Annotated in this window: 21 protein-coding genes and 1 tRNA gene; 12 read left to right on the top strand and 10 right to left on the bottom strand. The window is 73.0% G+C overall.

Annotated elements, in window-relative coordinates:
* Nucleotides 1-136 precede the first annotated feature (136 nt).
* From JQN72_RS10005 to JQN72_RS09990, 4 genes are all read left to right on the top strand, one after another.
* On the top strand, nt 137-1,576 hold the full coding sequence (locus JQN72_RS10005; protein ID WP_204135029.1) for a DUF4832 domain-containing protein: 1,440 nt from the start codon (nt 137-139) through the stop codon (nt 1,574-1,576).
* Between the two features lie 177 nt (nt 1,577-1,753).
* Entirely contained in the window at nt 1,754-3,688 is a 1,935-nt protein-coding gene (gene acs / locus JQN72_RS10000) for an acetate--CoA ligase (protein ID WP_204135064.1), read from the top strand.
* Between the two features lie 198 nt (nt 3,689-3,886).
* Nucleotides 3,887-5,263, top strand: coding sequence for a Na+/H+ antiporter NhaA (gene nhaA / locus JQN72_RS09995; protein ID WP_204135028.1), 1,377 nt, complete (start codon nt 3,887-3,889; stop codon nt 5,261-5,263).
* Nucleotides 5,264-5,314: 51 nt separating this feature from the next.
* Nucleotides 5,315-5,713 carry a phage holin family protein gene (locus JQN72_RS09990; RefSeq protein ID WP_204135027.1) on the top strand — a complete coding sequence of 133 codons (399 nt, stop codon included), beginning with the start codon at nt 5,315-5,317 and terminating at the stop codon, nt 5,711-5,713.
* Nucleotides 5,714-5,767: 54 nt separating this feature from the next.
* Here JQN72_RS09990 and JQN72_RS09985 read toward each other — a convergent pair whose 3' ends face one another.
* From JQN72_RS09985 to nth, 3 genes are read right to left on the bottom strand one after another with little or no spacing between them, the layout of a single operon-like run.
* Complete coding sequence (locus JQN72_RS09985) at nt 5,768-6,976, bottom strand: MarP family serine protease (RefSeq protein ID WP_204135026.1); 1,209 nt, start codon at nt 6,974-6,976, stop codon at nt 5,768-5,770.
* On the bottom strand, nt 6,973-7,644 hold the full coding sequence (locus tag JQN72_RS09980) for a CoA pyrophosphatase (protein WP_204135025.1): 672 nt from the start codon (nt 7,642-7,644) through the stop codon (nt 6,973-6,975). Before JQN72_RS09980 ends, JQN72_RS09985 begins: the two co-directional genes overlap by 4 nt.
* Complete coding sequence (gene nth, locus JQN72_RS09975; protein ID WP_204135024.1) at nt 7,641-8,435, bottom strand: endonuclease III; 795 nt, start codon at nt 8,433-8,435, stop codon at nt 7,641-7,643. The genes JQN72_RS09980 and nth overlap by 4 nt, the downstream gene beginning before the upstream one ends.
* A gap of 79 nt (nt 8,436-8,514) precedes the next feature.
* Here nth and JQN72_RS09970 point away from each other — a divergent pair, with 79 nt between their 5' ends.
* On the top strand, nt 8,515-9,192 hold the full coding sequence (locus tag JQN72_RS09970; RefSeq protein WP_307812579.1) for a Crp/Fnr family transcriptional regulator: 678 nt from the start codon (nt 8,515-8,517) through the stop codon (nt 9,190-9,192).
* A gap of 45 nt (nt 9,193-9,237) precedes the next feature.
* Here the strand turns inward: JQN72_RS09970 and JQN72_RS09965 are convergent, their stop codons facing one another.
* The gene (locus JQN72_RS09965) at nt 9,238-10,059 is read right to left on the bottom strand and encodes an MBL fold metallo-hydrolase (protein ID WP_204135023.1); all 822 of its coding nucleotides are present in this window, start codon (nt 10,057-10,059) and stop codon (nt 9,238-9,240) included.
* 212 nt (nt 10,060-10,271) lie between these two features.
* On the opposite strand from JQN72_RS09965, the gene JQN72_RS09960 reads away from it, so the two are divergent.
* On the top strand, nt 10,272-11,186 hold the full coding sequence (locus tag JQN72_RS09960; protein WP_204135022.1) for a type IV toxin-antitoxin system AbiEi family antitoxin domain-containing protein: 915 nt from the start codon (nt 10,272-10,274) through the stop codon (nt 11,184-11,186).
* 83 nt (nt 11,187-11,269) lie between these two features.
* Here JQN72_RS09960 and JQN72_RS09955 read toward each other — a convergent pair whose 3' ends face one another.
* From JQN72_RS09955 to JQN72_RS09945, 3 genes are read right to left on the bottom strand one after another with little or no spacing between them, the layout of a single operon-like run.
* On the bottom strand, nt 11,270-11,962 hold the full coding sequence (locus tag JQN72_RS09955; protein WP_204135021.1) for an NUDIX hydrolase: 693 nt from the start codon (nt 11,960-11,962) through the stop codon (nt 11,270-11,272).
* 16 nt (nt 11,963-11,978) lie between these two features.
* Nucleotides 11,979-12,452: a RidA family protein gene (locus JQN72_RS09950; RefSeq protein ID WP_204135020.1), complete on the bottom strand. Its 474-nt coding sequence runs from the start codon at nt 12,450-12,452 to the stop codon at nt 11,979-11,981.
* A 1-nt stretch (nt 12,453) separates the two neighbouring features.
* The gene (locus JQN72_RS09945) at nt 12,454-12,606 is read right to left on the bottom strand and encodes a DUF4177 domain-containing protein (protein ID WP_204135019.1); all 153 of its coding nucleotides are present in this window, start codon (nt 12,604-12,606) and stop codon (nt 12,454-12,456) included.
* Nucleotides 12,607-12,651: 45 nt separating this feature from the next.
* On the opposite strand from JQN72_RS09945, the gene JQN72_RS09940 reads away from it, so the two are divergent.
* The 3 genes from JQN72_RS09940 to JQN72_RS09930 all read left to right on the top strand — a co-directional run bounded on the left by JQN72_RS09940 (nt 12,652) and on the right by JQN72_RS09930 (nt 15,779).
* Nucleotides 12,652-13,422, top strand: a complete 771-nt coding sequence (locus JQN72_RS09940) for a S9 family peptidase (RefSeq protein ID WP_204135018.1) — start codon at nt 12,652-12,654, stop codon at nt 13,420-13,422.
* A gap of 180 nt (nt 13,423-13,602) precedes the next feature.
* A complete protein-coding gene (locus tag JQN72_RS09935) occupies nt 13,603-14,616 on the top strand; it encodes an ArsA-related P-loop ATPase (RefSeq protein ID WP_204135017.1) in 1,014 nt (337 codons plus the stop codon).
* Nucleotides 14,613-15,779: an ArsA family ATPase gene (locus JQN72_RS09930; RefSeq protein WP_204135016.1), complete on the top strand. Its 1,167-nt coding sequence runs from the start codon at nt 14,613-14,615 to the stop codon at nt 15,777-15,779. Before JQN72_RS09935 ends, JQN72_RS09930 begins: the two co-directional genes overlap by 4 nt.
* Nucleotides 15,780-16,300: 521 nt before the next feature.
* Here the strand turns inward: JQN72_RS09930 and JQN72_RS09925 are convergent.
* The gene (locus JQN72_RS09925) at nt 16,301-16,624 is read right to left on the bottom strand and encodes a WhiB family transcriptional regulator (protein WP_204135015.1); all 324 of its coding nucleotides are present in this window, start codon (nt 16,622-16,624) and stop codon (nt 16,301-16,303) included.
* A gap of 227 nt (nt 16,625-16,851) precedes the next feature.
* Between JQN72_RS09925 and JQN72_RS09920 the strand changes: the two genes are divergently transcribed.
* Entirely contained in the window at nt 16,852-19,242 is a 2,391-nt protein-coding gene (locus JQN72_RS09920) for a transglycosylase domain-containing protein (protein ID WP_204135014.1), read from the top strand.
* Nucleotides 19,243-19,251: 9 nt separating this feature from the next.
* Here the strand turns inward: JQN72_RS09920 and JQN72_RS09915 are convergent, their stop codons facing one another.
* Nucleotides 19,252-19,716 (bottom strand): GatB/YqeY domain-containing protein, encoded by a 465-nt coding sequence (locus tag JQN72_RS09915; protein ID WP_204135013.1) that lies wholly within the window; start codon nt 19,714-19,716, stop codon nt 19,252-19,254.
* 101 nt (nt 19,717-19,817) lie between these two features.
* On the opposite strand from JQN72_RS09915, the gene JQN72_RS09910 reads away from it, so the two are divergent.
* Together JQN72_RS09910 and JQN72_RS09905 are read left to right on the top strand one after the other, a co-directional pair.
* On the top strand, nt 19,818-20,786 hold the full coding sequence (locus JQN72_RS09910) for a metallophosphoesterase (protein ID WP_204135012.1): 969 nt from the start codon (nt 19,818-19,820) through the stop codon (nt 20,784-20,786).
* Between the two features lie 86 nt (nt 20,787-20,872).
* Nucleotides 20,873-20,946: transfer RNA gene (locus tag JQN72_RS09905), tRNA-Pro, on the top strand.
* 230 nt (nt 20,947-21,176) lie between these two features.
* Here the strand turns inward: JQN72_RS09905 and JQN72_RS09900 are convergent.
* A complete protein-coding gene (locus tag JQN72_RS09900) occupies nt 21,177-21,650 on the bottom strand; it encodes a hypothetical protein (RefSeq protein WP_204135011.1) in 474 nt (157 codons plus the stop codon).
* Nucleotides 21,651-21,655 lie beyond the last annotated feature (5 nt).

The following is a 21,655-nucleotide window of genomic DNA, read 5'->3' as shown; positions in this document are numbered from 1 at the left end:
GGACACATTGCGCAGTGCGCCCCTCCCCGGAGGCCGGGTCGGCCGAACGTCCGACCCACGCCCGGACCGCGTCCCCGCACCGGCCCCGACTGCCTAGCATCGCCGCACACCACCAGCCAGCCGAGGAGTCGTCCCCATGCCCGCCCGACCGCGGTGGCGCCGCGCCCTCCTGCCGGCACTGCTCGCTGCCCTGCTGGGGTCGGGCCTCCTCACGACGAGCGCCCCGGCCACGGCCCGGCCGGTCATCCCGGGCGCCGTCTTCACGCCCGCGACCGTCCCGCTCTCCGACCCCGAGATCCCCAACCCGCTGCGGGGCCAGTACCGCTGGCTGGGCGCCCCGGCACAGCCCTCCGGCTGGCCCTCCCCGGACCGCTACGACCGCGACACCGTGTACTGGGGCCGGCTCGAGCCCACCCGCGGCGCCTACGCGTTCGCCCCGCTCGACGCCGGGCTCGCCGACGCCGCGGCAGCCGGTGGACAGTACGGGTTCCGGGTCATGGCCTACTGCCCCGGCTGCTGGATGGAGTCCCGCCCGGACTGGCCGGCCGTCACCCCCGCGTTCCTCCCCCGCCAGCCCGGCACGTCCGTGCCCGACTGGAACAGCGCCACCTTCCTCTCCGCGTGGGAGGACCTGTGGGCCGAGATCGGGCGCCGCTACGGCAAGGACCCGCGGCTGTCCTACGTCGACGTCGGCGGGTTCGGCACGTACGGCGAGTGGATGCCGGCCGGTGACACCCTCACCGAGGCGAGCGCCGAGCGGATCATCGGGGCCGTCGCGAAGGCCCTCCCGACCAAGCACGTCCTGCTGAGCACCGTGCTCTCGTACCCGGTCGCCGGCATCGAGAACGGCCGAGCCCCCTACATCCTCAAGGGGGCGCTCGACACCTACCCGAACCTCGGGATGCGCAGCGACTGCCTCGGCAGCTCCCTGATGCAGAAGCCCGAGAACACCGCGGCGGGCGACATGCGCTCGATGTGGAAGACCCGCCCCTTCGTCACCGAGTGGTGCAGCAGCGGCGACCCGGTGCTCGCCCTGGAGCAGGTGCGTCAGTACCACGTCTCGACCATCTCGAGCGGCAACCTGCGCACGACCTACCCGGACATGACCCCCGAGCAGCAGGCCGCCTACGAGGAGGCCGTCAAGCGTGCGGGGTACCGCTACGCCGTCCCGCGCGTCGAGCTCCCGCCGCTCGTCGGGGGGCGGTCCTTCACCGCGACCGTGCAGGTGCGCAACGACGGCAGCGCCCCGACCTACGACGACTGGGAGGTCCAGCTCGTCCTCACCTCACCCGCCGGCCGCACCGTCCGGGTCCGGCTCGGGATGGACCTGCGGACCGCCCTGCCGGGCACGACGACGTACCGGGCGACCGGCCGGCTGCCCGCGCTCGCCTCCGGCCCCCACGCCGTCGCGCTCGCCGTCGTGGACCCCGACGGCGACGTCTCGCCCATGCGGCTCGCCGTCCGCGACCGCCGGGCCGACGGCACCTACCCCCTCGGCAGGACGGAGGTCACCGGCGGCTGGGCCGTCCCCGACCGCGGCCGCTTCTTCTCGGGCCGCGGCACCTTCTCCCGCTGAGCCCCGTGCCCGGGTCCGTGCGGACCCGCTCGTCGCACCGCCGCGCCGCTCGACGGGAGCGCCCGGGACACACGGTTGCCTCCGGGGGCCCCGGTCGGGTTGGCTGGGCCAGAGATCTTCGACGACGAGGAGGAGCCCGCCGTGAGCGACGACAGCCTGTCGAGCCACCTGCACGAGATGGACCTGAGCCCCGACCCCGCCTTCACCGGGCAGGCGAACGGCACGGCGCAGATGTACGACGACGCGGCCGAGGACCACGAGGGCTTCTGGGCAGCCCAGGCGCGCGAGCGCGTCACGTGGGCGGCGGACTTCGAGCAGACGCTCGACTGGAGCGAGGCGCCGTTCGCGAAGTGGTTCGTCGGCGGGACGCTCAACGTCGCGTACAACTGCGTCGACCGGCACGTCGAGGCCGGCAACGGCGACCGGGTGGCCATCCACTTCGAGGGCGAGGGCGGCGACACCCGCACGATCACCTACGCCGACCTCCAGAAGGAGGTCAGCAAGGCCGCCAACGCCCTCGCCTCCCTCGGTGTCGAGAAGGGCGACCGGGTCGCCGTCTACATGCCGATGATCCCGGAGACCGTCTTCACGATGCTCGCCTGCGCGCGGCTCGGCGCGCCGCACTCGGTGATCTTCGGCGGCTTCTCGGCCGAGGCCCTCAGGACGCGCATCGACGACGCCCAGGCCAAGCTCGTCGTCACGACCGACGGCCAGTTCCGCCGCGGGAAGCCGGCTCCGCTCAAGGCCGCGGTCGACGCCGCGCTCGAGGTCGGCACGGACGAGGGGCCGGTCCGCAACGTCCTCGTCGTCCGGCGCACCGAGCAGGACGTCGAGTGGACCGACGGCCGCGACCTCTGGTGGCACGACGTCGTCGACGACCAGCCCGACACCCACGACCCCGAGCCGATGGACAGCGAGCACCCGCTGTTCATCCTCTACACCTCCGGCACGACGGGGAAGCCCAAGGGCATCTTCCACACCTCCGGCGGCTACCTCACCCAGGCCGCGTACACGAACAGCGTCGTCCACGACGTGCACCCCGACACCGACGTCTACTGGTGCTCGGCCGACGTCGGCTGGGTCACCGGGCACACCTACATCGTCTACGGGCCCCTCGCGAACGGCGCGACCCAGGTGCTCTACGAGGGCACCCCCGACACCCCCCACCAGGGCCGCTGGTGGGAGATCATCGAGAAGTACGGGGTGTCGGTCTTCTACACGGCACCCACGGCCATCCGGACGTTCATGAAGTGGGGCTCGGACATCCCCGCGAAGTTCGACCTCTCCTCGGTCCGCGTCCTCGGCAGCGTCGGCGAGCCGATCAACCCCGAGGCCTGGCTCTGGTACCGCAAGCACATCGGCGGCGACACCGCCCCGATCGTCGACACGTGGTGGCAGACCGAGACCGGCGCGATCATGATCAGCCCCCTCCCGGGCGTGACGACCCTCGAGCCGGGCTCGGCCCAGAAGCCCATCCCCGGCATCTCGGCCGAGATCCTCGACGACGACGGCAACCCGTTCACCGAGGCCGAGAAGGTCGGCTACCTCGTGCTCACCAAGCCGTGGCCGTCGATGCTCCGCGGCATCTGGGGCGACCCGGACCGGTACAAGGAGACCTACTGGAGCCGGTTCGGCCCGGAGTACTACTTCGCCGGCGACGGCGCGAAGTACGACGAGAAGGGCAACATCTGGCTGCTCGGGCGCGTCGACGACGTCATGAACGTCTCCGGCCACCGGCTCTCCACGGCCGAGATCGAGTCCGCGCTGGTGTCCCACCCGTCGGTCGCCGAGGCCGCGGTCGTCGGCGCCACGGACGAGACCACCGGGCAGGCCGTGTGCGCGTTCGTCATCCTCCGCGGCGACGCCCAGGACGAGGGCGAGGACACCGTGCAGGAGCTGCGGGACCACGTGGCGAAGGAGATCGGCCCGATCGCCAAGCCCCGCCAGATCATGGTCGTCCCCGAGCTGCCGAAGACCCGGTCGGGGAAGATCATGCGCCGGCTGCTGCGCGACGTCGCCGAGAACCGCGAGGTCGGGGACGTCACGACGCTCGCCGACTCGTCGGTGATGAACCTCATCAAGGAGGGCATGGCCGGCGGCTCGGCCGACTGAGCACGCCCCACCCGGCCGACGGGGTGCCGTGCGCGCGGCGCGCGGCACCCCGTCCCCCGTCCGCGGTGACCCTGCGGCGCGACCGGTCGGGGCGACCCCGGTAGGGTTGCCGGCGGAGCGCCGGGAAGTCTGGTCGGCACACGAGTCCCGTTGCGTGCCGGTGCGGCACGTGACACAGCCCCACCGTCAGGAGCCGCGATGAGCAGCACCCCCGACGCCTCCGGTGAGCCGCCCCGGCCGCCCGAGACCCGCCGCGTCTTCAACCGCCCGTCCTGGACCGAGGTCCAGTACGTCACCGACGCGCTGCGCACGGAGACGATCGGTGGCGCCGTCCTCCTCGTCGCGGCGGTCGTCGCCATCGCGCTGGCCAACAGTCCCTGGGCCGACCTCTACACCGGGCTGCGGGACACCGAGATCGGCACCGACTGGGGCCACCTCAAGCTGTCCGTCGGCCACTGGGCGGCCGACGGCCTGCTCGCCATCTTCTTCTTCGTCGCCGGTCTCGAGCTCAAGCGCGAGTTCATCGTCGGCGAGCTGCGCACCCCCGCGAAGGCCGCGGTGCCGGTCATCGCCGCGGCGTGCGGCGTCATCATGCCGGCGGTCGTCTTCGTCGCCGTCGTCACCGTCATGGGGGGTGAGGGCGACGCCTACCGCGGCTGGGCCATACCCACCGCCACCGACATCGCCTTCGCGCTCGCCGTGCTCGCCGTCATCGGGTCGCACCTGCCCTCGGCCCTGCGCTCCTTCCTCCTCACCCTCGCGGTCGTCGACGACCTCATCGCCATCACGATCATCGCGATCTTCTACACCTCCGACCTCGAGGTCGTGCCGCTGCTCGTCGCCCTCGTCCCCCTCGCCGCGTTCGCGTTCCTCACCCAGCGCCGGCTCGGGCAGTGGTGGCTGCTCATCCCGCTCGCGGCGCTCACCTGGGGCTTCGTGCACGCCTCCGGGGTGCACGCCACGGTCGCCGGCGTCCTCCTCGGCATGGTCGTGCCGGTCAAACCGCGGCCCCAGGGCGTGCCGGCGCTCAGCACGATGGAGGCGGACGAGGACGTCGCCCACCGCTTCGAGCACCGGCTGCGGCCGCTCTCGGCCGGCGTGGCCGTCCCGATCTTCGCGTTCTTCAGCTCCGGCGTCGCGATCGTCGGCGGTGGGCTCGGGGCGACCCTCGTCGACCCGGTCGCCGTCGGCGTCATCCTCGGTCTCGTCGTCGGCAAGCTCATCGGCGTGCTCGGCTCCACGTACGTCATGGCCCGGTTCACCCGGGCCCAGCTCGACCCCAACCTGACGTGGTCGGACGTCGCGGGCCTCGCGGTCCTCACCGGCATCGGGTTCACCGTCTCGCTGCTCGTCGGCGAGCTCGCGTTCGGGGCGGGCTCCGAGCGCGACGAGCACGTCAAGCTCGGCATCCTCATCGGCTCGCTCGTCGCCGCCATCGTGTCCTCGGTCATCCTCCGGCGGCGCAACGCCGTCTACGCGCGGATCCACGAGGAGGAGACCCGGGACGACAACCGCAGCGGTGTCCCGGACATCTACGAGAACCTGCCGGAGACCGGGTCGGGCGACAGTCGGTAGGGTCGGCAGCAGACCGCCCTGACGTGGGACGACGACACCGAGCGAGGACCCATGCCCCCGGAGAGCACCGACCGCACCATCGGGCAGCTCGTCGCCGACGCGACGCACGACCTCCAAGGCATCGTCCGAGGTGAGATCGCCCTGGCCAAGGCCGAGGTCTCGCAAGGGGCCAAGGTCATGGGCGCCGGGATCGGCCTCTTCGTGGGGGCCGCGTTCGTCGGGCTGCTCGGCCTGATCTTCCTCTTCCACACGGTCGTGGCCGTCATCGACATCTGGCTGCCGGAGTGGGCCGGGTACCTCATCACGACCCTGCTCCTGTTCGTCGTCGCGGCCGTTCTCGGCCTACTCGGCCGCAACGCGCTGCAGAAGGCCAAGCCCGCGCCCGAGAAGGCCATCGAGCAGGGCAAGGCCACCGTCGCCACCCTCAAGGGCGCACGCGAGGCGTCCTGAGCGGACCGTGACCGGACGCCGCGGCGCACCGGACGCAGGTGGTCCAGCAGTCGGTCAACGGCGGGCGCACCGGCCGGTCGAGACCGGCGAGTCGGTACCGCGGGCCGCCGTGAGCACGGGCTGCACCTCGGCGAGGGTCAGGGCGTAGCCGGTCTGCGGGTCGTCGAGCGAGGTCGCGAAGATCATCCCGACGACCTCGCCGTCCGGGTCGAGCATCGGTCCGCCCGAGGCACCCTGGCGGACCTCGGCGCGCAGGGAGTAGATCTCGCGCGTCGGCCCGGGGCTTCCGTAGATGTCCGCGCCCCGGGCGTCCAGGACGTCACGGACCCGCGCGGCGCCGACCCACAGGCCCTGGTCGCCCGGGAAGCCGGCGAGCACCGCGTCGTCGGTGCGGGCGAGCTCGGGACCCGTCGGGAGCGCCGGCGCCGCGAGGCCGGGCACCGACAGGACGGCGATGTCGCGCTCGGGGTCGAACGCCACGACCCGCGCAGCGAGCTCCGCCCCCCGTCCCCCGACGGACACCTGCACCCGCTCGGCTCCCGCGACGACGTGGGCGTTCGTCACCACACGGCCGCGGCGGGACACCCAGCCGCTGCCCACCTGCGTCGACTCGCAGCGCCCGGACTCGGCGCGCACGTGGATGACCGAACGGAGCGCACGCTCGATGTCGGGGTCGCCGGCGAGCGCCCCGTCGGGTGCCGGGACCGCGGCGATCGGCTCCGGACCGAGCCCTTCGAACACCCGGGGGAAGACGTCCGCGTCGAGCGCGCGGGTGAGGTCGTCGACGAGGACGGACGCCCGCGACGGGACGACGGAGTCCGCGGCGCGCACCACCCGGGAGTCGGCGACCGCGGCCCGCAGGCCGGGCGGCCCGGCCGCGCGGACCGCGCCCGCGACGGCCCAGATGACGAAGAGGGTGGCCACGAGGACCGCGAGCGCCCCGAGAGCGCTGTCGGCCGCGCGGTAGCCGGGGAGGCGCATCGAGCTGCGGATGCTCGATCCCAGGACGAGGAGGAGCCACTGCGCCGTCGTCGCGACGAAGAGGACGACCGCGATCGTGACGAAGACGCCGAACGGGGTGGTGAGGTCGACGCCGGCGTGCTCCTCCAGGAGGCCCGGCGCGAAGCGCATCGCGACCAGGGCCCCGCCCACCAGGCCGACGAGGCCGAGGACCGCGCTGACGAAGCCCTGCCGCCAGCCGTTCGCCGCGTACGACAGCAGGAGGACGACCAGAGCGAGGTCGAGGATCGTCGAGCCGCTCACCGGCCGCGCTCCTCGATGCCGCGCATCCACGGGGAGAGGACGTGGTCGGGCAGCTCGCGCTCGACGGTGTCGTCCCACGGCCGGGCCACCCCGGAGAGCTCGAGGACCGCGTCGAGCAGCATCGCCGTGAAGCCCCAGACGAAGAGGCCGCCGACGTCGAAACCGGGCCCACGGTAGGGACCGAACACGGCGGTGAACCGGCGGCGGGCGTCGAGCAGGTCGCTGACCGGCACGCGCACGACCCGGGCCACCTCGGCCTCGTCGACGACCCCGACCGGGACCGGGCTCGGCCACCAGCCGACCACCGGTGTCACGGCGTTGCGGCTCGGGGCGAGGTAGAGCGCCGGGAGGACGGCGAGGACGTCGACGCCCGCGGGGTCGAGCCCGACCTCCTCCTCGGCCTCCCGCAGCGCCGCCCCGACGGGCCCGTCGTCGCCGGGGTCCTCGGCACCGCCGGGGAACGACACCTGCCCCGGGTGCGAGCGCAGCGTGTGGGCGCGTTCGGTGAGGAGGACGTCGACCTCGCCCGTGGTGTCCGGGCCGAACAGGACGAGCACCGCCGAGCGCCGCGCACCGTCGTCCGGAGGCGGGTGCTCGGCGAACCACGGGTGGTCCGCGACGTCCGGCCGCCGGGCCAGCCCGGCGAGCCACGCGGGAGGGGTGCTCATGGGGCGGGGTCGTCGGGCAGGGGGCCGGGCGGCGGCTCCGGGAGGGCCGCCCCCGGGGCGAGCTCGAACTTCAGGAGGGCGCGGGCCTTCTCGGGGTCGGTCTCGCCCTCGCCGTACGCCGGGCACCAGCGGGTGACCGGGCAGGCGCCGCAGGCCGGCCGACGGGCGAAGCACGTACGCCGGCCGTGGAAGATCACGACGTGGCTGAGCATCGTCCACTCGCGTCTCGGCACGAGGGCCGCGACATCGGCCTCGACCTTGACCGGGTCGGTCTCCTGGGTCCAGCCCCAGCGGCGGACGAGACGGCCGAAGTGCGTGTCGACGGTGAGACCCGGGACGTCGAACGCGTTGCCGAGCACGACGTTGGCGGTCTTGCGACCCACCCCGGGCAGCGTGACGAGGTCCTCCATCCGGCCGGGAACCTCGCCGCCGAAGCGCTCGACCAGCGCCTGCGAGAGCGTGATGACGGAGTTCGTCTTGGCCCGGAAGAACCCCGTCGGACGAAGCACGGCCTCCATCTCGGCGCGGTCCGCGCCGGCGAGGGCCTCGGCGGTGGGCCAGCGCGAGAAGAGCGTGGGCGTGACGGAGTTGACCATGACGTCGGTGGTCTGCGCGGAGAGCACGGTGGCGACGAGCAGCTGCAGCGGGGTCTCGAAGTCGAGCTCGCAGTGCGCGTACGGGTACCGCTCGGCGAGGGCGCGGTAGATGCGGCGGGCCCGGCGGGTGCGGGCGACGGCGGACTCCTCACCGGCCCCGGCACGACGGACGGCGGTGGAGGGGCGGGCAGGCACGGCGACAGCCTACGTGGCGGGTCCGACGCCCTCACGCCCTCCGCCGGAGGGGCGACGGACGCTCTGGCACACTGTGGCCGTGGACCACGACGTCGTGCGCAAAGCCCCGCTCCTGTCGCCACTGGACGACCAGACCGCGTACACCCTCATCGACTCGATGAGCGCCGCCCGCCTCGAGCGGGGCGACGTGCTGTTCCACGAGGGGGACCAGGGCGACCGGCTCTACGTGATCGCCGAGGGCAAGATCAAGCTCGGCCGCTCGAGCAGCGACGGCCGCGAGAACCTCCTCGCGATCCTCGGCCCCGGCGAGATGTTCGGCGAGCTCTCGCTCTTCGACCCCGGCCCGCGCACCGCCACCGCCACGGCGGTCGCCGAGACCCAGCTCGTCTCGATGAACCACGAGCAGCTCAAGGAGTTCCTCGCCGAGCGTCCGGGGGTCGCGCTCACCCTGCTCAGTGCACTGGCGCGGCGGCTGCGCCGCACCAACGACGTCCTCGCCGACCTCGTCTTCACCGACGTCCCGGGCCGGGTCGCCAAGGCGCTGCTCGACCTCGCGGGCCGGTTCGGGCGCCCCGTCGAGGAGGGCCTCATGGTGGCGCACGACCTCACCCAGGAGGAGCTCGCCCAGCTCGTCGGGGCCTCGCGCGAGACCGTGAACAAGGCGCTCGCCGACTTCGCGTCCCGTGGGTGGCTGCGGCTCGAGGCGCGGGCCGTGCTGCTCCTCGATGTCGACCGCCTGCGCCGCCGCGCCCGCTGAGCCGACCCGGTCATCGTCGGTCGTCAGCGCCAGGCCACTTGGTCGTCAGCGCCAGGCCACGCCGAGATGGTCCAGCTGGGCGCGGATCGACATCCGTGCCGCCGGCCGGACGTCCGGTGAGACCTCCGCGTACACCCTCGTGAGCACGCCCTCGACGGGGTCGGCCTCGGCGGCCGCGCCGTCGGCGAGTGCCTGCCGGACCTGGTCGAGCCGCTCCGCACGGTGGACCCGGTAGAAGTCGACCATCGCAGCGGCGTCCGGCACCCGCGGGCCGTGCCCGGGGAGGATGCGGGTGACGTCACCGTCGCCGGTGAGCGCCGCGATGCGTTCGAGGCTGTCGAGGTAGGCGTCGAGCTCCCCGTCCGGGTGCGCGACGACCGTCGTCCCCCGGCCGAGCACCGTGTCGCCGGTGACGAGCGCGTGGTCGGCGGCCAGGGCGAAGGAGACGGAGTCGGCCGTGTGCCCCGGCGTGGCGACCACCCGCAGCTCGAGCCCACCGGTGCGCAGGACGTCGCCGTCCCTGATGTCGTCGTGGCCCCTCCCGACGGCACGGGTCGGGGCTCCGGACAGCTCGGCGAAGCGCGGTGCGCCCTCGGCGTGGTCGTGGTGGCCGTGGGTCAGCAGCGTGAGCCCGACCCGTGCGCCGCGCGCCGCCACGTGCTCGACGACGGCCAGCAGGTGCGCCTCGTCGTCCGGGCCGGGGTCGACGACCACCGCCTCGTCCGCCCCGGGCTCGAGGAGCACCCAGGTGTTCGTGCCGTCGAGCGTCATCGGCCCCGGGTTGGGCGCGAGGACGCAGTGCGCCCGCTCGGTGACGGCGCCGCCGGACCACGCGTCACGGGTCGAGGCGGGCGGCTGCGCGGTCATCCCGTCACTCTAGGCGGGCTGGGCGGCCGGTCATCCCACTACTCGAGGCGCGGTCGAGCGTCCGTACCGACAGGCAGAAACCACCGGCCCCACCTCCGGCACCGCGACGGTGGTGACCGGATGTCCGGGTGGGTGGGGCTCTGCCTGTCAGTGCCGACCCCACCTGTGGAAAGTCCCGCGGCCGACCCGCGCCGACCTGCCAGGCTCCCGCCATGCCCGACCTCGTCGCCGACACCCTGCGGCGCCTCGGGGGATGCGCCACCTGGGCCGAGCTCCGCGGGTCACACTCCGAGCGGGCTCTGCGCCGTGCCCGGTCGGCCGGTGAGGTCCTGCGCGTGGCACGTGGCCGCTACGTCGTGCCCGAGGTCGAGGAGCACCGGTCGCTGGCGGCCGCGCGTACCGCCACCTTGTCCCACCTCAGCGCCGCGGTCACCCACGGCTGGAAGGTCAAGACCGTGCCCGACGACGCCTGGGTCACCGTACGCCGAAAGCGCCACCTCCGATCGCGGGACCTCGTCGGGATCGTGCCGCACTGGCAGGACCTCACCGCGCGTGAGGTCGAGGACGGCGTCACCGCACCGCTGCGCACGGTGCTCGACTGCGCCCGTGTCCTGCCCTTCGACTCCGCACTGGCGGTCGCCGACTCCGCGCTGCGCTCCGGGACCGTCGGTCGAGCAGACCTCGTGGACTCCGCAGCCCACACTCGCGGCCCGGGCGCCAGGGACCTACGGCGGGTCGCCCGGCACGCCGACGGCCGAGCCGCCAACCCGTTCGAGTCGGTGCTCCGGGCGCTGGCCATCGAGGTCGGGCTCGACCTCACACCGCAGCTCGTGGTGACCGAGCCGGGGCTGTTCGCGATCGTCGACCTGGGGAGCGAGAAGCTGCGGCTGGCTCTGGAGGCCGACGGGTACGCGACCCATGGGACCCGTGCGGGGCTGCGGAAGGACTGCCGACGACACACCGAGCTGGCGGTGTACGCCTGGGCGTCACTCCGGTACACGTACTGGGACGTCATGGACGACCAGACCTGGGTGCGGTGGACGCTGCAGTCATGGCTGGACGTCCACGAGGGGCGAGCGCCATCCGCACCGCCGCACCGGAGGCACGAACAGGCAGAAGCCGCCTGAGCACGGCGCCGGCGCGCCGTATCGACACAGCGCCGACGGCCCGTTGCCTGTCGGGTACTCCGCCCGGCGGAGCGGACGTCCGCTCAGGGGAGCTCGGTGCGGAGGACGAGCGTGCCGTCGGGCTCGCGCTCGAGCACCGGGACGACCCGCGCGATGCGGGGCCGGTCGGCGAGGAACGAGACGGTGTCGGCGAAGGCGGCGAGTGCCTCCAGCGCCCAGACCTGGGGCGGCATCATCCGGAGGCGACGCTCCGAGGCGCCGTCCAGCAGGTCGGCCGCGCGAGCCCATCCGCCGCCGTCGGACTCTCCGCTGGTCTCACGGGCGTGCTGTCCGTCGGGCATCCCCGCGGCGAGGATCCAAGTGTCGTAACGCCGCGGCTCGAACGCCGGCGTCACCCAGTGGCCACGGCCGCGCAGAGCCTCGACCGACAGCCGGACGCCACACTCCTCCTCCACCTCGCGGACCGCGGCCGCCGCGAACGGCGCGGCCGCCGCCGGGTCGACCCCGAAGTGCGCGGCGAGGTCGGCGATACCGGGTGTCGCGGGGTCGAGGACGGCATCGGCGGGGTCGACGCGTCCGCCCGGGAAGACGACCATGGACGGCGCGAAGGCCATCGTCGCGACACGGCGCTGCACGTAGACCTCGGGCCCGGTGGGTGCGTCCCGGACGAGCATGACGGTCGCCGCGAGCCGGGGCTCGGACGCCGACGCCCCTGAGGCGAGCCAGGCGTCGGCGCGCGCGAGCAGGACCTCGTCGCGGACGGGGCGCCGCAGCACCCGCCCGGCGTCGCGGTCAGTCGCGGACGTGGACGATCACCTCGACCTCGACGGGCGCCCCGAGCGGCAGGGCCGCGACACCCACCGCGGAGCGGGCGTGGACCCCCGCGTCGCCGAAGACGGAGCCGAACAGCTCGCTCGCGCCGTCGACGACACCCGGCTGGCCGGTGAAGTGCGGGTCGGAGGCGACGAAACCGGTGACCTTGACGACCCGCTCGACGCGGTCGAGGTCGCCGACGACGGACCTCACCGCGGCGATGGCGTTGAGCGCGCAGATCGCGGCGTACTCCTTGGCCTTCTCCGGGTGGACCAGGCCGACGAGCTCGCCGACGGTCCCGGTCTCGGGCAGCACGCCGTCGACGAACGGCACCTGCCCGGACACGTAGACGCGTGACCCGTCGAGCACCGCAGGCACGTAGGCGGCCACGGGCGGGACGACCTCGGGCAGGGTGAGACCGAGCTCGGCGATGCGGTCCTCGACGGCGCCCACGTCAGCCCTTGGGACGCTTGAGATAGGCGACGAGGTTGCCCTCCGGCATCGAGAGGACCTGGACGAGCTCCCAGCCGTCCTCCCCCCACTGGTCGAGGATCTGCTTCGTCGCGTGGACGATGAGCGGCACGGTCGCGTACTCCCACTTCTGCATGAGCGCCACCCTAGCGCCGGCGCGGACGGGCTACGGTGGGCCGCGATGAGCGAGGACCCGGACCTGCTGCGCCGCACCGCCCGCGGACCCGACCGCACCGAGTTCACGGGGCCGGAGCAGACCGACGTCTACGACGTGTGGGAGCCCGAGCCGCACCGGGCCCGCGGCGTCACCGTGGCCCTCGTCCACGGCGGGTTCTGGCGTGAGCAGTACGACCGCGCCCACCTCGCGCCGCTCGCGGAGGCGCTGGCGCGCGACGGCTTCCACGTCGCCAGCCTCGAGTACCCGCGGATCGGGATGCCGGGGGGCGGGTGGCCAGGCACCGGGCGGGCGCTCCTGGCCCGACTCGGGGCCGCCCACGACGACACCGACCTGCCGGACCTCGTGGTCGTCGTCGGTCACTCCGCCGGCGGCCACCTGGCCCTGTGGCTCGCGAGCGGCGGACGGGCGCCCTGGCTGCTCGGTGTCGTGGCCCTCGCCCCGGCCGCCGACCTCGGGGAGGTCGACCGGTTGCACCTGAGCAACGACGCCGCACGGGCCCTGCTCGGCGGTGGTCCCGACGAGGCACCGGACGCCTGGGCCGACGCCGACCCGGCGCGCCAGCGGCTGACCACCTCTGCGGTCGTCGTCACGGGCGAGGTCGACGACGTCGTGCCCGCCTCGGTCGTCGACGCGTACGTGCGCTCGCGGGGCCGGGACGAGCCGCTGCACACCGCCGTCGCCCGCGGGGCGGACCACTTCGACGTCGTCGACCCGGAGTCCCCCGCGTACCTCCTGTTGCTCGCGGAGGTGGAGGAGCTCACCCTCCATCCCTGAGCTTTCTCGCCTGATGCGCAAAGGTCCGGTCGGGCACCGCCAACGTCGGGGTGCCCGACCGCAGGTTCCGGCATCAGGCGAGAAAGTTCTGACGACGGCTCGGGGTGAGGACGGCTCGGGGTGGGACGGCTCGGGGTGGGGGCAGGTCGGCGCTGCGAGGAGCCGCTCTAGGCTGACCGCATGCCGGCCACATCTCTCGCGCACGCGCTCGAGGGCATCCGGCTGCACGTCGTCACGGGCAAGGGCGGGGTCGGCAAGACGACGGTCGCCGCTGCCCTCGGGCTCACCCTGGCCCGCGGTGGAGGGCGGGTGCTGCTCGTCGAGGTCGAGGGGCGCCAGGGCATCAGCCAGACCTTCGGGGTGCCACCACTCGGCGACACCGAGGTCCGGCTCGTCCAGGACTCCTCCGGAGGCGAGCTGTGGGGGCTGTCGGTCGACGCCAAGGCGGCGCTGCTCGAGTACCTCCAGTCCTTCTACAAGCTCGGCCGGGCCGGTGGGGCGCTCGAGCGGATGGGGGTCGTCGACTTCGCGACGACGATCGCGCCCGGCGTCCGCGACGTCCTCCTCACCGGCAAGGTGTTCGAGGCGGTGGGCCGCACGAGCGGCTCCCGGCGCGGCCACGGGGAGCTCGTGTGGGACGCCGTGGTCCTCGACGCGCCGCCCACGGGACGGGTCGCCCGCTTCCTCGCCGTCAACGAGCAGGTGGCCGACCTCGCGAAGGTCGGGCCCATCCACTCCCAGGCACAGTCCATCACCCGGATGCTCCGCTCGAGCAGGAGCACCGTCCACCTCGTGACCCTCCTCGAGGAGATGCCCGTGCAGGAGACCACCGACGCCGCCGCCGAGCTCTCGGCCGCGGGCTTCGGGGTCGGCACCGTCGTCGTGAACCAGGTCCGCACCGCACTGGTGCCCGACCCGGTGCTGGCCCGCCTCGGCTCCGACCGGGAGGCGCTCGCGGACACCGTGCGCTCCGACCTCGCGACCGTCGGCGTCCGCTCCGGCGACCGCACGGTCGGGGGGCTGCTCGCCGAGACGGAGGCCCACGCGGCGCGGCTCCACCTCGAGGACGGGCTGCGTGACGACATCGGCGCCCTCGGGCGGCCCACCCTCGACCTGCCCGCGCTCGCCGAGGGCACCGAGGACGGCGGTGTCGCGATGCTCGCCGACGAGCTCGCGGCGCAGGGGGTCGGATGACGGCCTCGGCCCGGGCGGCGAAGCCCCTCGACGTCGACGCCCTCATCGAGGACCGCGGCGTCGGCGTCGTCGTCTGCTGCGGCTCGGGAGGGGTCGGGAAGACGACGACGGCCGCGGCGCTCGGCGTTCGGGCGGCGGAAGCAGGACGCCGGGTCGTCGTCCTGACGATCGACCCCGCCCGCAGGCTGGCCCAGTCGCTCGGCCTCATCGAGCTCGACAACACCCCGCGTCCGGTCGAGGGCGTCGGTGCGGCCGCGGGCGGCTCGCTCGACGCGATGATGCTCGACATGAAGCGCACGTTCGACGACGTCGTGCTCGCCCACTCCACGCCGGACAAGGCCGCGCAGATCCTCGAGAACCCCTTCTACCAGGCGGTCTCCAGCTCCTTCGCCGGCACCCAGGAGTACATGGCGATGGAGCGGCTCGGCCAGCTGCGGGCGCAGGCCGAGCGCGACGGCACCTGGGACCTCGTCGTCGTCGACACCCCGCCGTCGCGGTCCGCCCTCGACTTCCTCGACGCCCCGAAGCGGCTCGGGTCTTTCCTCGACGGTCGCTTCATCCGGCTGCTCGCGGCGCCCGCCAAGGCCGGCGGCCGCGCGTCGATGAAGCTCTTCTCGTTCGGCGCCAACCTCGCGGCGCACACCCTGTCGCGTGTCCTCGGAGGCCAGTTCCTCGCCGACGTGCAGACCTTCGTCGCCGCTCTCGACACGATGTTCGGCGGGTTCCGCGAGCGTGCCGACGTCACGTACGCCCTCCTCAAGGAGCCGACCACGGCGTTCGTCGTCGTGGCGGCACCGGAGCGCGACGCCCTGCGGGAGGCCACCTACTTCGTCGGCCGGCTCGGTGCCGAGGGGATGCCGCTCGCCGGTGTCGTGGTCAACCGGATGCAGGTGCTCGAGGCCCCGGGCCTCAGCGGAGCGCGTGCACTCGCGGCGGCCGAGGCCGTCGAGGACCGCGCCGAGGACGACCTGCCGTCGGCCACGGCCGCTGTGCTCCGGCTGCACGCGGCGCTCGCCCGGACCGCCGCACGCCACGAGGCCCACGTCCGGCGGTTCGTCGCCGCGCATCCGGGAGTGCCGCTCTCGGCCGTACCCGCAGCGGCGACGGACATCCACGACCTCGACGGGCTACGAGCGGTCGGGTCAGCTCTCTCCGGCACGTGACCTACTGACCCGCCACAGTTCGACGAAGACCCCTAGCAGCGCTGTGAGCAACAGACCCGCCACAGTGCCGACGAGGGCGGCCATCGCCGACCACGCCGCCGTCGAAGTGCCGAAACCGCCCACAAGCAGCAGCAGTGGGCTCAGGAGCACGGCCGCCCACCCAGCTGCGAAGAACCAGCGTTGAGGCACGCGGAGGACGACTGCAATGACCCACACCAGGACCGTCAACATCCCGGCCAACGCCGCGGTGAGGACCTGACTCTGCGAAGTCGGGAGGTGCACCATCAGGGCGACTCCGCGATGCCAGCAGTGAACGCGTCGGCGTATGCAGCGTGGCCATCGTCATTCGGGTGCGGCGAGCACTCAAGGAGTGAACAGATCGACGACGTTGAAGTCGCAGGTCCGTATGCGTTGCTCGCACCACAAGGAAAACCCCGGGGGGCCGACCGGGTGCCAGGCGCAGCTGCAGGGGTGCCACGCGCGGCTGCAGGGTTGGTCGGCCCCGCCGGGGAGTCTGTGGGTCAGGCGATGGCGCCCTCCGCGCTGTTCGCCTTGGCGGCGGACAGCAGAGCGGTCCAGGACCTGACGTCGGGGCGGCGGCGCAGAAGGGCCCGGCGCTCGCGCTCGGTCATCCCTCCCCAGACGCCGAACTCGGTGCGGTTGTCGAGCGCGTCCGCGAGACACTCCGCGACGACCGGGCAACCCTTGCAGACGACCTTCGCGGCGCGCTGGGCCTTGCCCTGCACGAAGAGTGCGTCCGGGTCGGTGCCGGCGCAGCGACCCAGGGGGGCCCACTCCTCGACCCACCCGGTGTCGGTGGGCTTCACCACGGGGCTGATCGTCATGTGTGCACCTCGCTCCCAGTCCCTGCTGCTCGCCGCCACCGGTCAGTGGCGATGGCAAAACCGTAGGTGGGGGCAGATCGGGCGGGCCATCGTCCGAAACGGTCTCCACCGTGTCCGAACGGGTGAAGGAAGGGACGAACGGCCGATGCGCGGTGGGCCGCTCGGTCCATGGACGGGGCCGGACCGGGATACGGCCTATACCAGATGTCCGCGTTACCCTGTCGACCATGGACGGACGCGCCCAGAACATCCCAGCCGTGCTCAGAATGCTGCTCGGTCTCGTCGTGCTGAGCACGGTCACCGGTCTGCTGATGGCCGGCATCGCCGTGCCCGCCATCGGAGCGAGTGGCCAGGCGGCCAAGAGCGGGGTCGAGTTCTTCAACGACCTGCCGAGCGAGTTCACCGTCTCGCCGCTCGCGCAGCAGTCGCGGATCCTGGACTCCAAGAACAAGCTCATCGCGAACCCGTACGACGAGAACCGCATCATCGTCCCGCTGAAGAAGATCTCGCCGACGATGCGCAACGCCCAGATCGCCATCGAGGACGCCCGGTTCTACGAGCACGGCGGCCTCGACCTGCGCGGCTTCACCCGTGCGGTCGTGTCCAACGCGCAAGGCGGCGACGTGCAGGGCGCCTCCACTCTCACCCAGCAGTTCGTCAAGGTCACGCTGCAGGAGCAGGCCCTGCGCGCCGGGGACAAGGAGGCCGCGGCCGCCGCGGTCACCAAGTCCTACGCCCGCAAGGTCCAGGAGCTCAAGTACGCGGTGAACGTCGAGGAGAACTTCACCAAGGACCAGATCCTCGAGGGGTACCTCAACCTCGTGTACTACGGCGACCAGGCCTACGGGGTCGAGGCCGCCGCGCTCAACTACTTCGGCGTCCACGCGAGCGAGCTCGACCTCGCGCAGTCCGCGCTGCTCGCCGGCATCGTGCAGCAGCCGGGCCGGTACGACCCCATCATCAACCCCAAGCAGTCCAAGGCACGCCGCGACGTCGTGCTGACCCGGATGGGGCAGCTGGGGATGGCCTCGTCCGAGGACGTCGCGAAGGCGAAGAAGACGAAGCTCGAGGACATGATCAAGAAGAAGCCGGTCAAGGGGGTCTGCCACCGGTCGAAGCAGCCGTACTTCTGCGCCTACGTCATGGCGTACCTCCAGCACTCCCCGGAGATGGCCATGCTCGGCAAGACGCCGGAGGAGCGGCTGAAGCGCGTCAACCAGGGCGGTCTGACGATCCGCACCTCGCTCGACCCGGACATGCAGAAGATCGCCCAGGAGGAGATCGAGAAGGCCGTCCCGGTCGGCAACAAGAGCAACCTCGGCGGTGCCGTGACCCTCGTCGAGCCGGGCACGGGCCGCATCCTCGCGATGGCCCAGGCGTCCGACTTCGACAAGAACCAGACCAACGTCAACGTCGACAAGGTGTACGGCGGCGGTGACTACGGATACCAGTTCGGCTCGACGGCGAAGGTGTACGGCCTCGTCACCGCACTCGAACAGGGCATGCCGCTCGACGGAAAGATCCAGGTCCCGTTCGCCACGAACACGGTGGACGCCACCTTCGACGGCCCCAAGGTCGTTGGCGCCCCGTGCGGCGCCAACGAGCCGTGGAAGGTCGGCAACGACTACCCCATCGGCGGCCGGCAGATGACGCTCTCCGAGGGCATCTCGAAGTCGGTCAACACCTGGGCGGCGCAGCTCTCGATCACCGTCGGCCCCTGCAACGTCCTGAAGACGATGGAGAAGATGGGCCTGCGTTCCGGCGACGGCAAGCCGATCGAGGGTGGGCTGTCGAACGCCACCCTGGGCACCGGGACGACGACCCCGTTGAGCCTGGCCAACTCCTACGCCGTCCTGGCCGCCAGCGGCAAGCGCTGCGACCCGAGCCCCATCGTGTCGATCACGACGCCGGACAAGGAGGAGATCGAGGTCCCCGCCCCGAAGTGCGAGCAGGCCATCTCCAAGGACACCGCCGACGGCGCCGCGGACCTGCTCAAGGGCACGCTGCGCAACGGCGGGACCGCCGACGGCCTGTGGAACGTCGGCGAGCGGCCGGCGGCCGGCAAGACCGGGACGACCGACAAGCACAACCAGGCGTGGTTCGCGGGCTTCACCCCGCAGGTCAGCGCCGCGGTGTGGATCGGCAACGAGAAGGTCGCCGACAAGAACGGCAAGTTCTACTCGCTCAACGGCAAGTGCTTCGGCACGTACGGCTGCTTCAGCAACGTCTTCGGTGGCACCGTCTCGGCGCCGGTGTGGGCGGCCGTCATGAAGCGGGTCACGAAGGGCATGCCGACCAAGGACTTCCCGGCCCCGAGCGACAAGGTGAAGAACGGCAACCTCAAGGAGATCCCGAACGTCTACGCGCGCAGCATCGAGTCGGCCCAGGGCATCCTCAAGGAGGCCGGGTTCTCCAGCCAGGTGCTCTCTCAGATCAACAGCAGCGCGCCGTACGGCACGGTCGCCGGCACCGCCCCGAAGGACCGGGCCGTCGAGGGAGCCACGGTCGGCCTCTACGTCTCGCTCGGTCCGGCGAGGAAGGCCAGCAAGCCGGTGACCACGAATCCCGAGCCCAAGCCGCGCAGGCCGAGAGGCACCCCGCCGCCGAAGCGGGACTGACCCTCGCGCTCAGCGGGCGGAGAGCCGGGCGCGGACGACACCCGCCACGCGGCCTCCCTCGGCCCGGCCTGCCACCTCGGTCTGGGCGGCCTTCATGACCCGGCCCATGTCACCCATGCCGCTCGCACCGGTCGACTCCACCGCGCGGTCGACGATCGCCGCGAGCTCGGCGTCCCCGAGCTGCGCGGGCAGGTAGCCCTCGAGCACCGCGAGCTCGGCGTCCTCGGCGTCGGCGAGTTCCTGCCGGCCGGCGCCGCGGTAGGCCGTGGACGCCTCCCGGCGCTTCTTCGCCTCCTTCGTCAGGACGACCAGGACCTCGTCGTCGTCGAGCTCGCGGGCCTCGTCCCCGGCGACCTCGGCGGTCGTGACCGACGTCAGGGCCATCCGCAGCGTCGCCGAGCGGACCTTGTCCCGGGCTCGCATCGCGTCGTGGAGGTCGTGCTGCAGCTGCGCCTTGAGGCTCGTTCCGCTCATGGCGGCAGTCTCGCACCCGGGCCCGTGCCACGGCACCTGGGTTCGAGGGCGATGGGGTGCTCGGTTGCCGCGCCGCGCCGGGTGTTTGCGAGGATGGCGCCATGACCCCGACGACGCGACGACTCATCCGCGCCGCGGGGACCGTCGTCGGGGCCGGGGTCGCGGGCGTCGCCTACGCCGCACTGGTCGAACGCACCTGGTTCGCCCTGCGCCGGTTCGCGCTACCGGTCCTGCCACCCGGCTCGGCCCCCGTGCGGGTGCTCCAGGTCTCCGACCTGCACCTGACCCCGGGCCAGGCGAAGAAGATCGAGTGGGTCCGCTCGCTCGCCGAGCTCAGGCCGGACTTCGTCGTGAACTCCGGCGACAACCTCGCGCACGTGCGGGCCGTCGAGCCCCTGCTGCGGGCGATGGAGCCGCTCATGGCCTTCCCGGGGGCATTCGTCCTCGGGTCGAACGACTACTTCGCCCCGGTGCCGAAGAATCCTGCGCTCTACCTGACCACACAGCACGCCAAGGCGCCGACGGCCCGTCGGAACCTCCCGGTCGAGGCCCTCGTCGACGGCCTGCGCGCCGGCGGGTGGTCCGATCTCGACAACGCCCGCACGGTCGTCGAGATGGGCGAGCACCGGGTCGAGCTCGTCGGCGTCAACGACCCCCACGTCGAGTACGACCGCTACGAGGACGTCGCCGGGCCCGCCCGGGACGACGTCTCGCTGACGATGGGGCTCGTGCACGCCCCGTACCAGCGGGTACTCGACGCGATGACCGCCGACGGAGCCGGGCTCGTGCTCGCGGGCCACACCCACGGCGGCCAGCTGGCCCTGCCGGTCTACGGCGCGCTCGTCACGAACTGCGACCTCGACACGGGCCGCGCCAAGGGCGTGTCGCGGTGGTGGCCGGGCGCGGGGACCGAGGGGCGCCGAGGCCGGGTCAGGCCGTCGTCCGAGGCCCCCGAGGACGCGGCGTGGCTGCACGTCTCCGCCGGTCTGGGGACCTCGCCGTACGCGCCGGTGCGGTTCGCCTGCCGGCCGGAGGCGACACTGCTCACCCTCGTCGCCCGGGAGTTCTGAGACCGGCACGGACCGATTTCGGATGGCCCCGGCCGGTCGGCTATCCTCGGGTGTCGCTGCGGCCGGAGGGCCTCGGTGACATGCCACGGGGTGTGGCGCAGCTTGGTAGCGCGCTTCGTTCGGGACGAAGAGGTCGCAGGTTCAAATCCTGTCACCCCGACCGTGTGATGTCTCGGGACATCGGAAACCCCCGAACCGTCAGGTTCGGGGGTTTCGTGGTGTCTGGGGTTGGTCCCTGCGGGTCCTGTCGAGGGTGAGGGTGCGCAGGACCTCGCCGGTGGCGGTGTCCAGGATGGTGATGTCCAGGCCGTGGACGAGGACGGCGGCGGAGGTTCCGGTGAGGCTCGGCCGAGGCCGATGGAGTAAGCCTGACCGCCCGCGGGCCGGCCCTCACGGGTCGCCGTCGAGGGTGACGACGCCGTCGGCGGGCGGGACGTCACCGCCTGCCGGGCAGGGCGCATCCGCCACCGACGTCTCGCCGGACCCTTCACGCACGGTGTACCGCAGGCAGAGCCGGGCGACGAACTGCTCGTAGGACAGCCCCCCGCCGGCCTCGGATCGCGCGGTGAGGGAACCCGTGACGACGACGCCGGGACCCTCGGACGCCGCCTCGAGAGGCTGGTCGGGCAGGACGGCCCGGACCGCCTCCAGCTGGTCGGCTCCGGCCGTCCCCGCCGCGGCCGCCGCGATCCGGGAGCGCAGCGCCTCCGCCGAGTCCCGGACCGCCGACGTCGCGTCCTCCCGTGCCTGCTCCCGCGGGCTCGCGCACCCGCCGGCGAGCAGGATGGTGATGACGACGGCGACGACGCCGGCCACCGGTCGCGGACCGGTGGCCGGCGTGCGCCGGGACGCGGTGATCGGCACCCGGG

Origin of the sequence: Phycicoccus sp. CSK15P-2, assembly GCF_016888005.1 — a bacterium.
GTDB lineage: Bacteria > Actinomycetota > Actinomycetes > Actinomycetales > Dermatophilaceae > Phycicoccus.
The sequence above is the reverse complement of the archived record's forward strand: the minus strand, read 5'-3'. Positions and strand labels throughout refer to the sequence as shown.

Coding starts and splice junctions, on each gene's coding strand:
- JQN72_RS10005 (WP_204135029.1), top strand. CDS start 137: ATGCCCGCCCGACCGCGGTGGCGCCGCGCCCTCCTGCCGGCACTGCTC.
- acs (WP_204135064.1), top strand. CDS start 1,754: ATGGACCTGAGCCCCGACCCCGCCTTCACCGGGCAGGCGAACGGCACG.
- nhaA (WP_204135028.1), top strand. CDS start 3,887: ATGAGCAGCACCCCCGACGCCTCCGGTGAGCCGCCCCGGCCGCCCGAG.
- JQN72_RS09990 (WP_204135027.1), top strand. CDS start 5,315: ATGCCCCCGGAGAGCACCGACCGCACCATCGGGCAGCTCGTCGCCGAC.
- JQN72_RS09980 (WP_204135025.1), bottom strand. CDS start 7,644: ATGAGCACCCCTCCCGCGTGGCTCGCCGGGCTGGCCCGGCGGCCGGAC.
- JQN72_RS09965 (WP_204135023.1), bottom strand. CDS start 10,059: ATGACCGCGCAGCCGCCCGCCTCGACCCGTGACGCGTGGTCCGGCGGC.
- JQN72_RS09960 (WP_204135022.1), top strand. CDS start 10,272: ATGCCCGACCTCGTCGCCGACACCCTGCGGCGCCTCGGGGGATGCGCC.
- JQN72_RS09945 (WP_204135019.1), bottom strand. CDS start 12,606: ATGCAGAAGTGGGAGTACGCGACCGTGCCGCTCATCGTCCACGCGACG.
- JQN72_RS09940 (WP_204135018.1), top strand. CDS start 12,652: ATGAGCGAGGACCCGGACCTGCTGCGCCGCACCGCCCGCGGACCCGAC.
- JQN72_RS09935 (WP_204135017.1), top strand. CDS start 13,603: ATGCCGGCCACATCTCTCGCGCACGCGCTCGAGGGCATCCGGCTGCAC.
- JQN72_RS09930 (WP_204135016.1), top strand. CDS start 14,613: ATGACGGCCTCGGCCCGGGCGGCGAAGCCCCTCGACGTCGACGCCCTC.
- JQN72_RS09925 (WP_204135015.1), bottom strand. CDS start 16,624: ATGACGATCAGCCCCGTGGTGAAGCCCACCGACACCGGGTGGGTCGAG.
- JQN72_RS09920 (WP_204135014.1), top strand. CDS start 16,852: ATGGACGGACGCGCCCAGAACATCCCAGCCGTGCTCAGAATGCTGCTC.
- JQN72_RS09915 (WP_204135013.1), bottom strand. CDS start 19,716: ATGAGCGGAACGAGCCTCAAGGCGCAGCTGCAGCACGACCTCCACGAC.
- JQN72_RS09910 (WP_204135012.1), top strand. CDS start 19,818: ATGACCCCGACGACGCGACGACTCATCCGCGCCGCGGGGACCGTCGTC.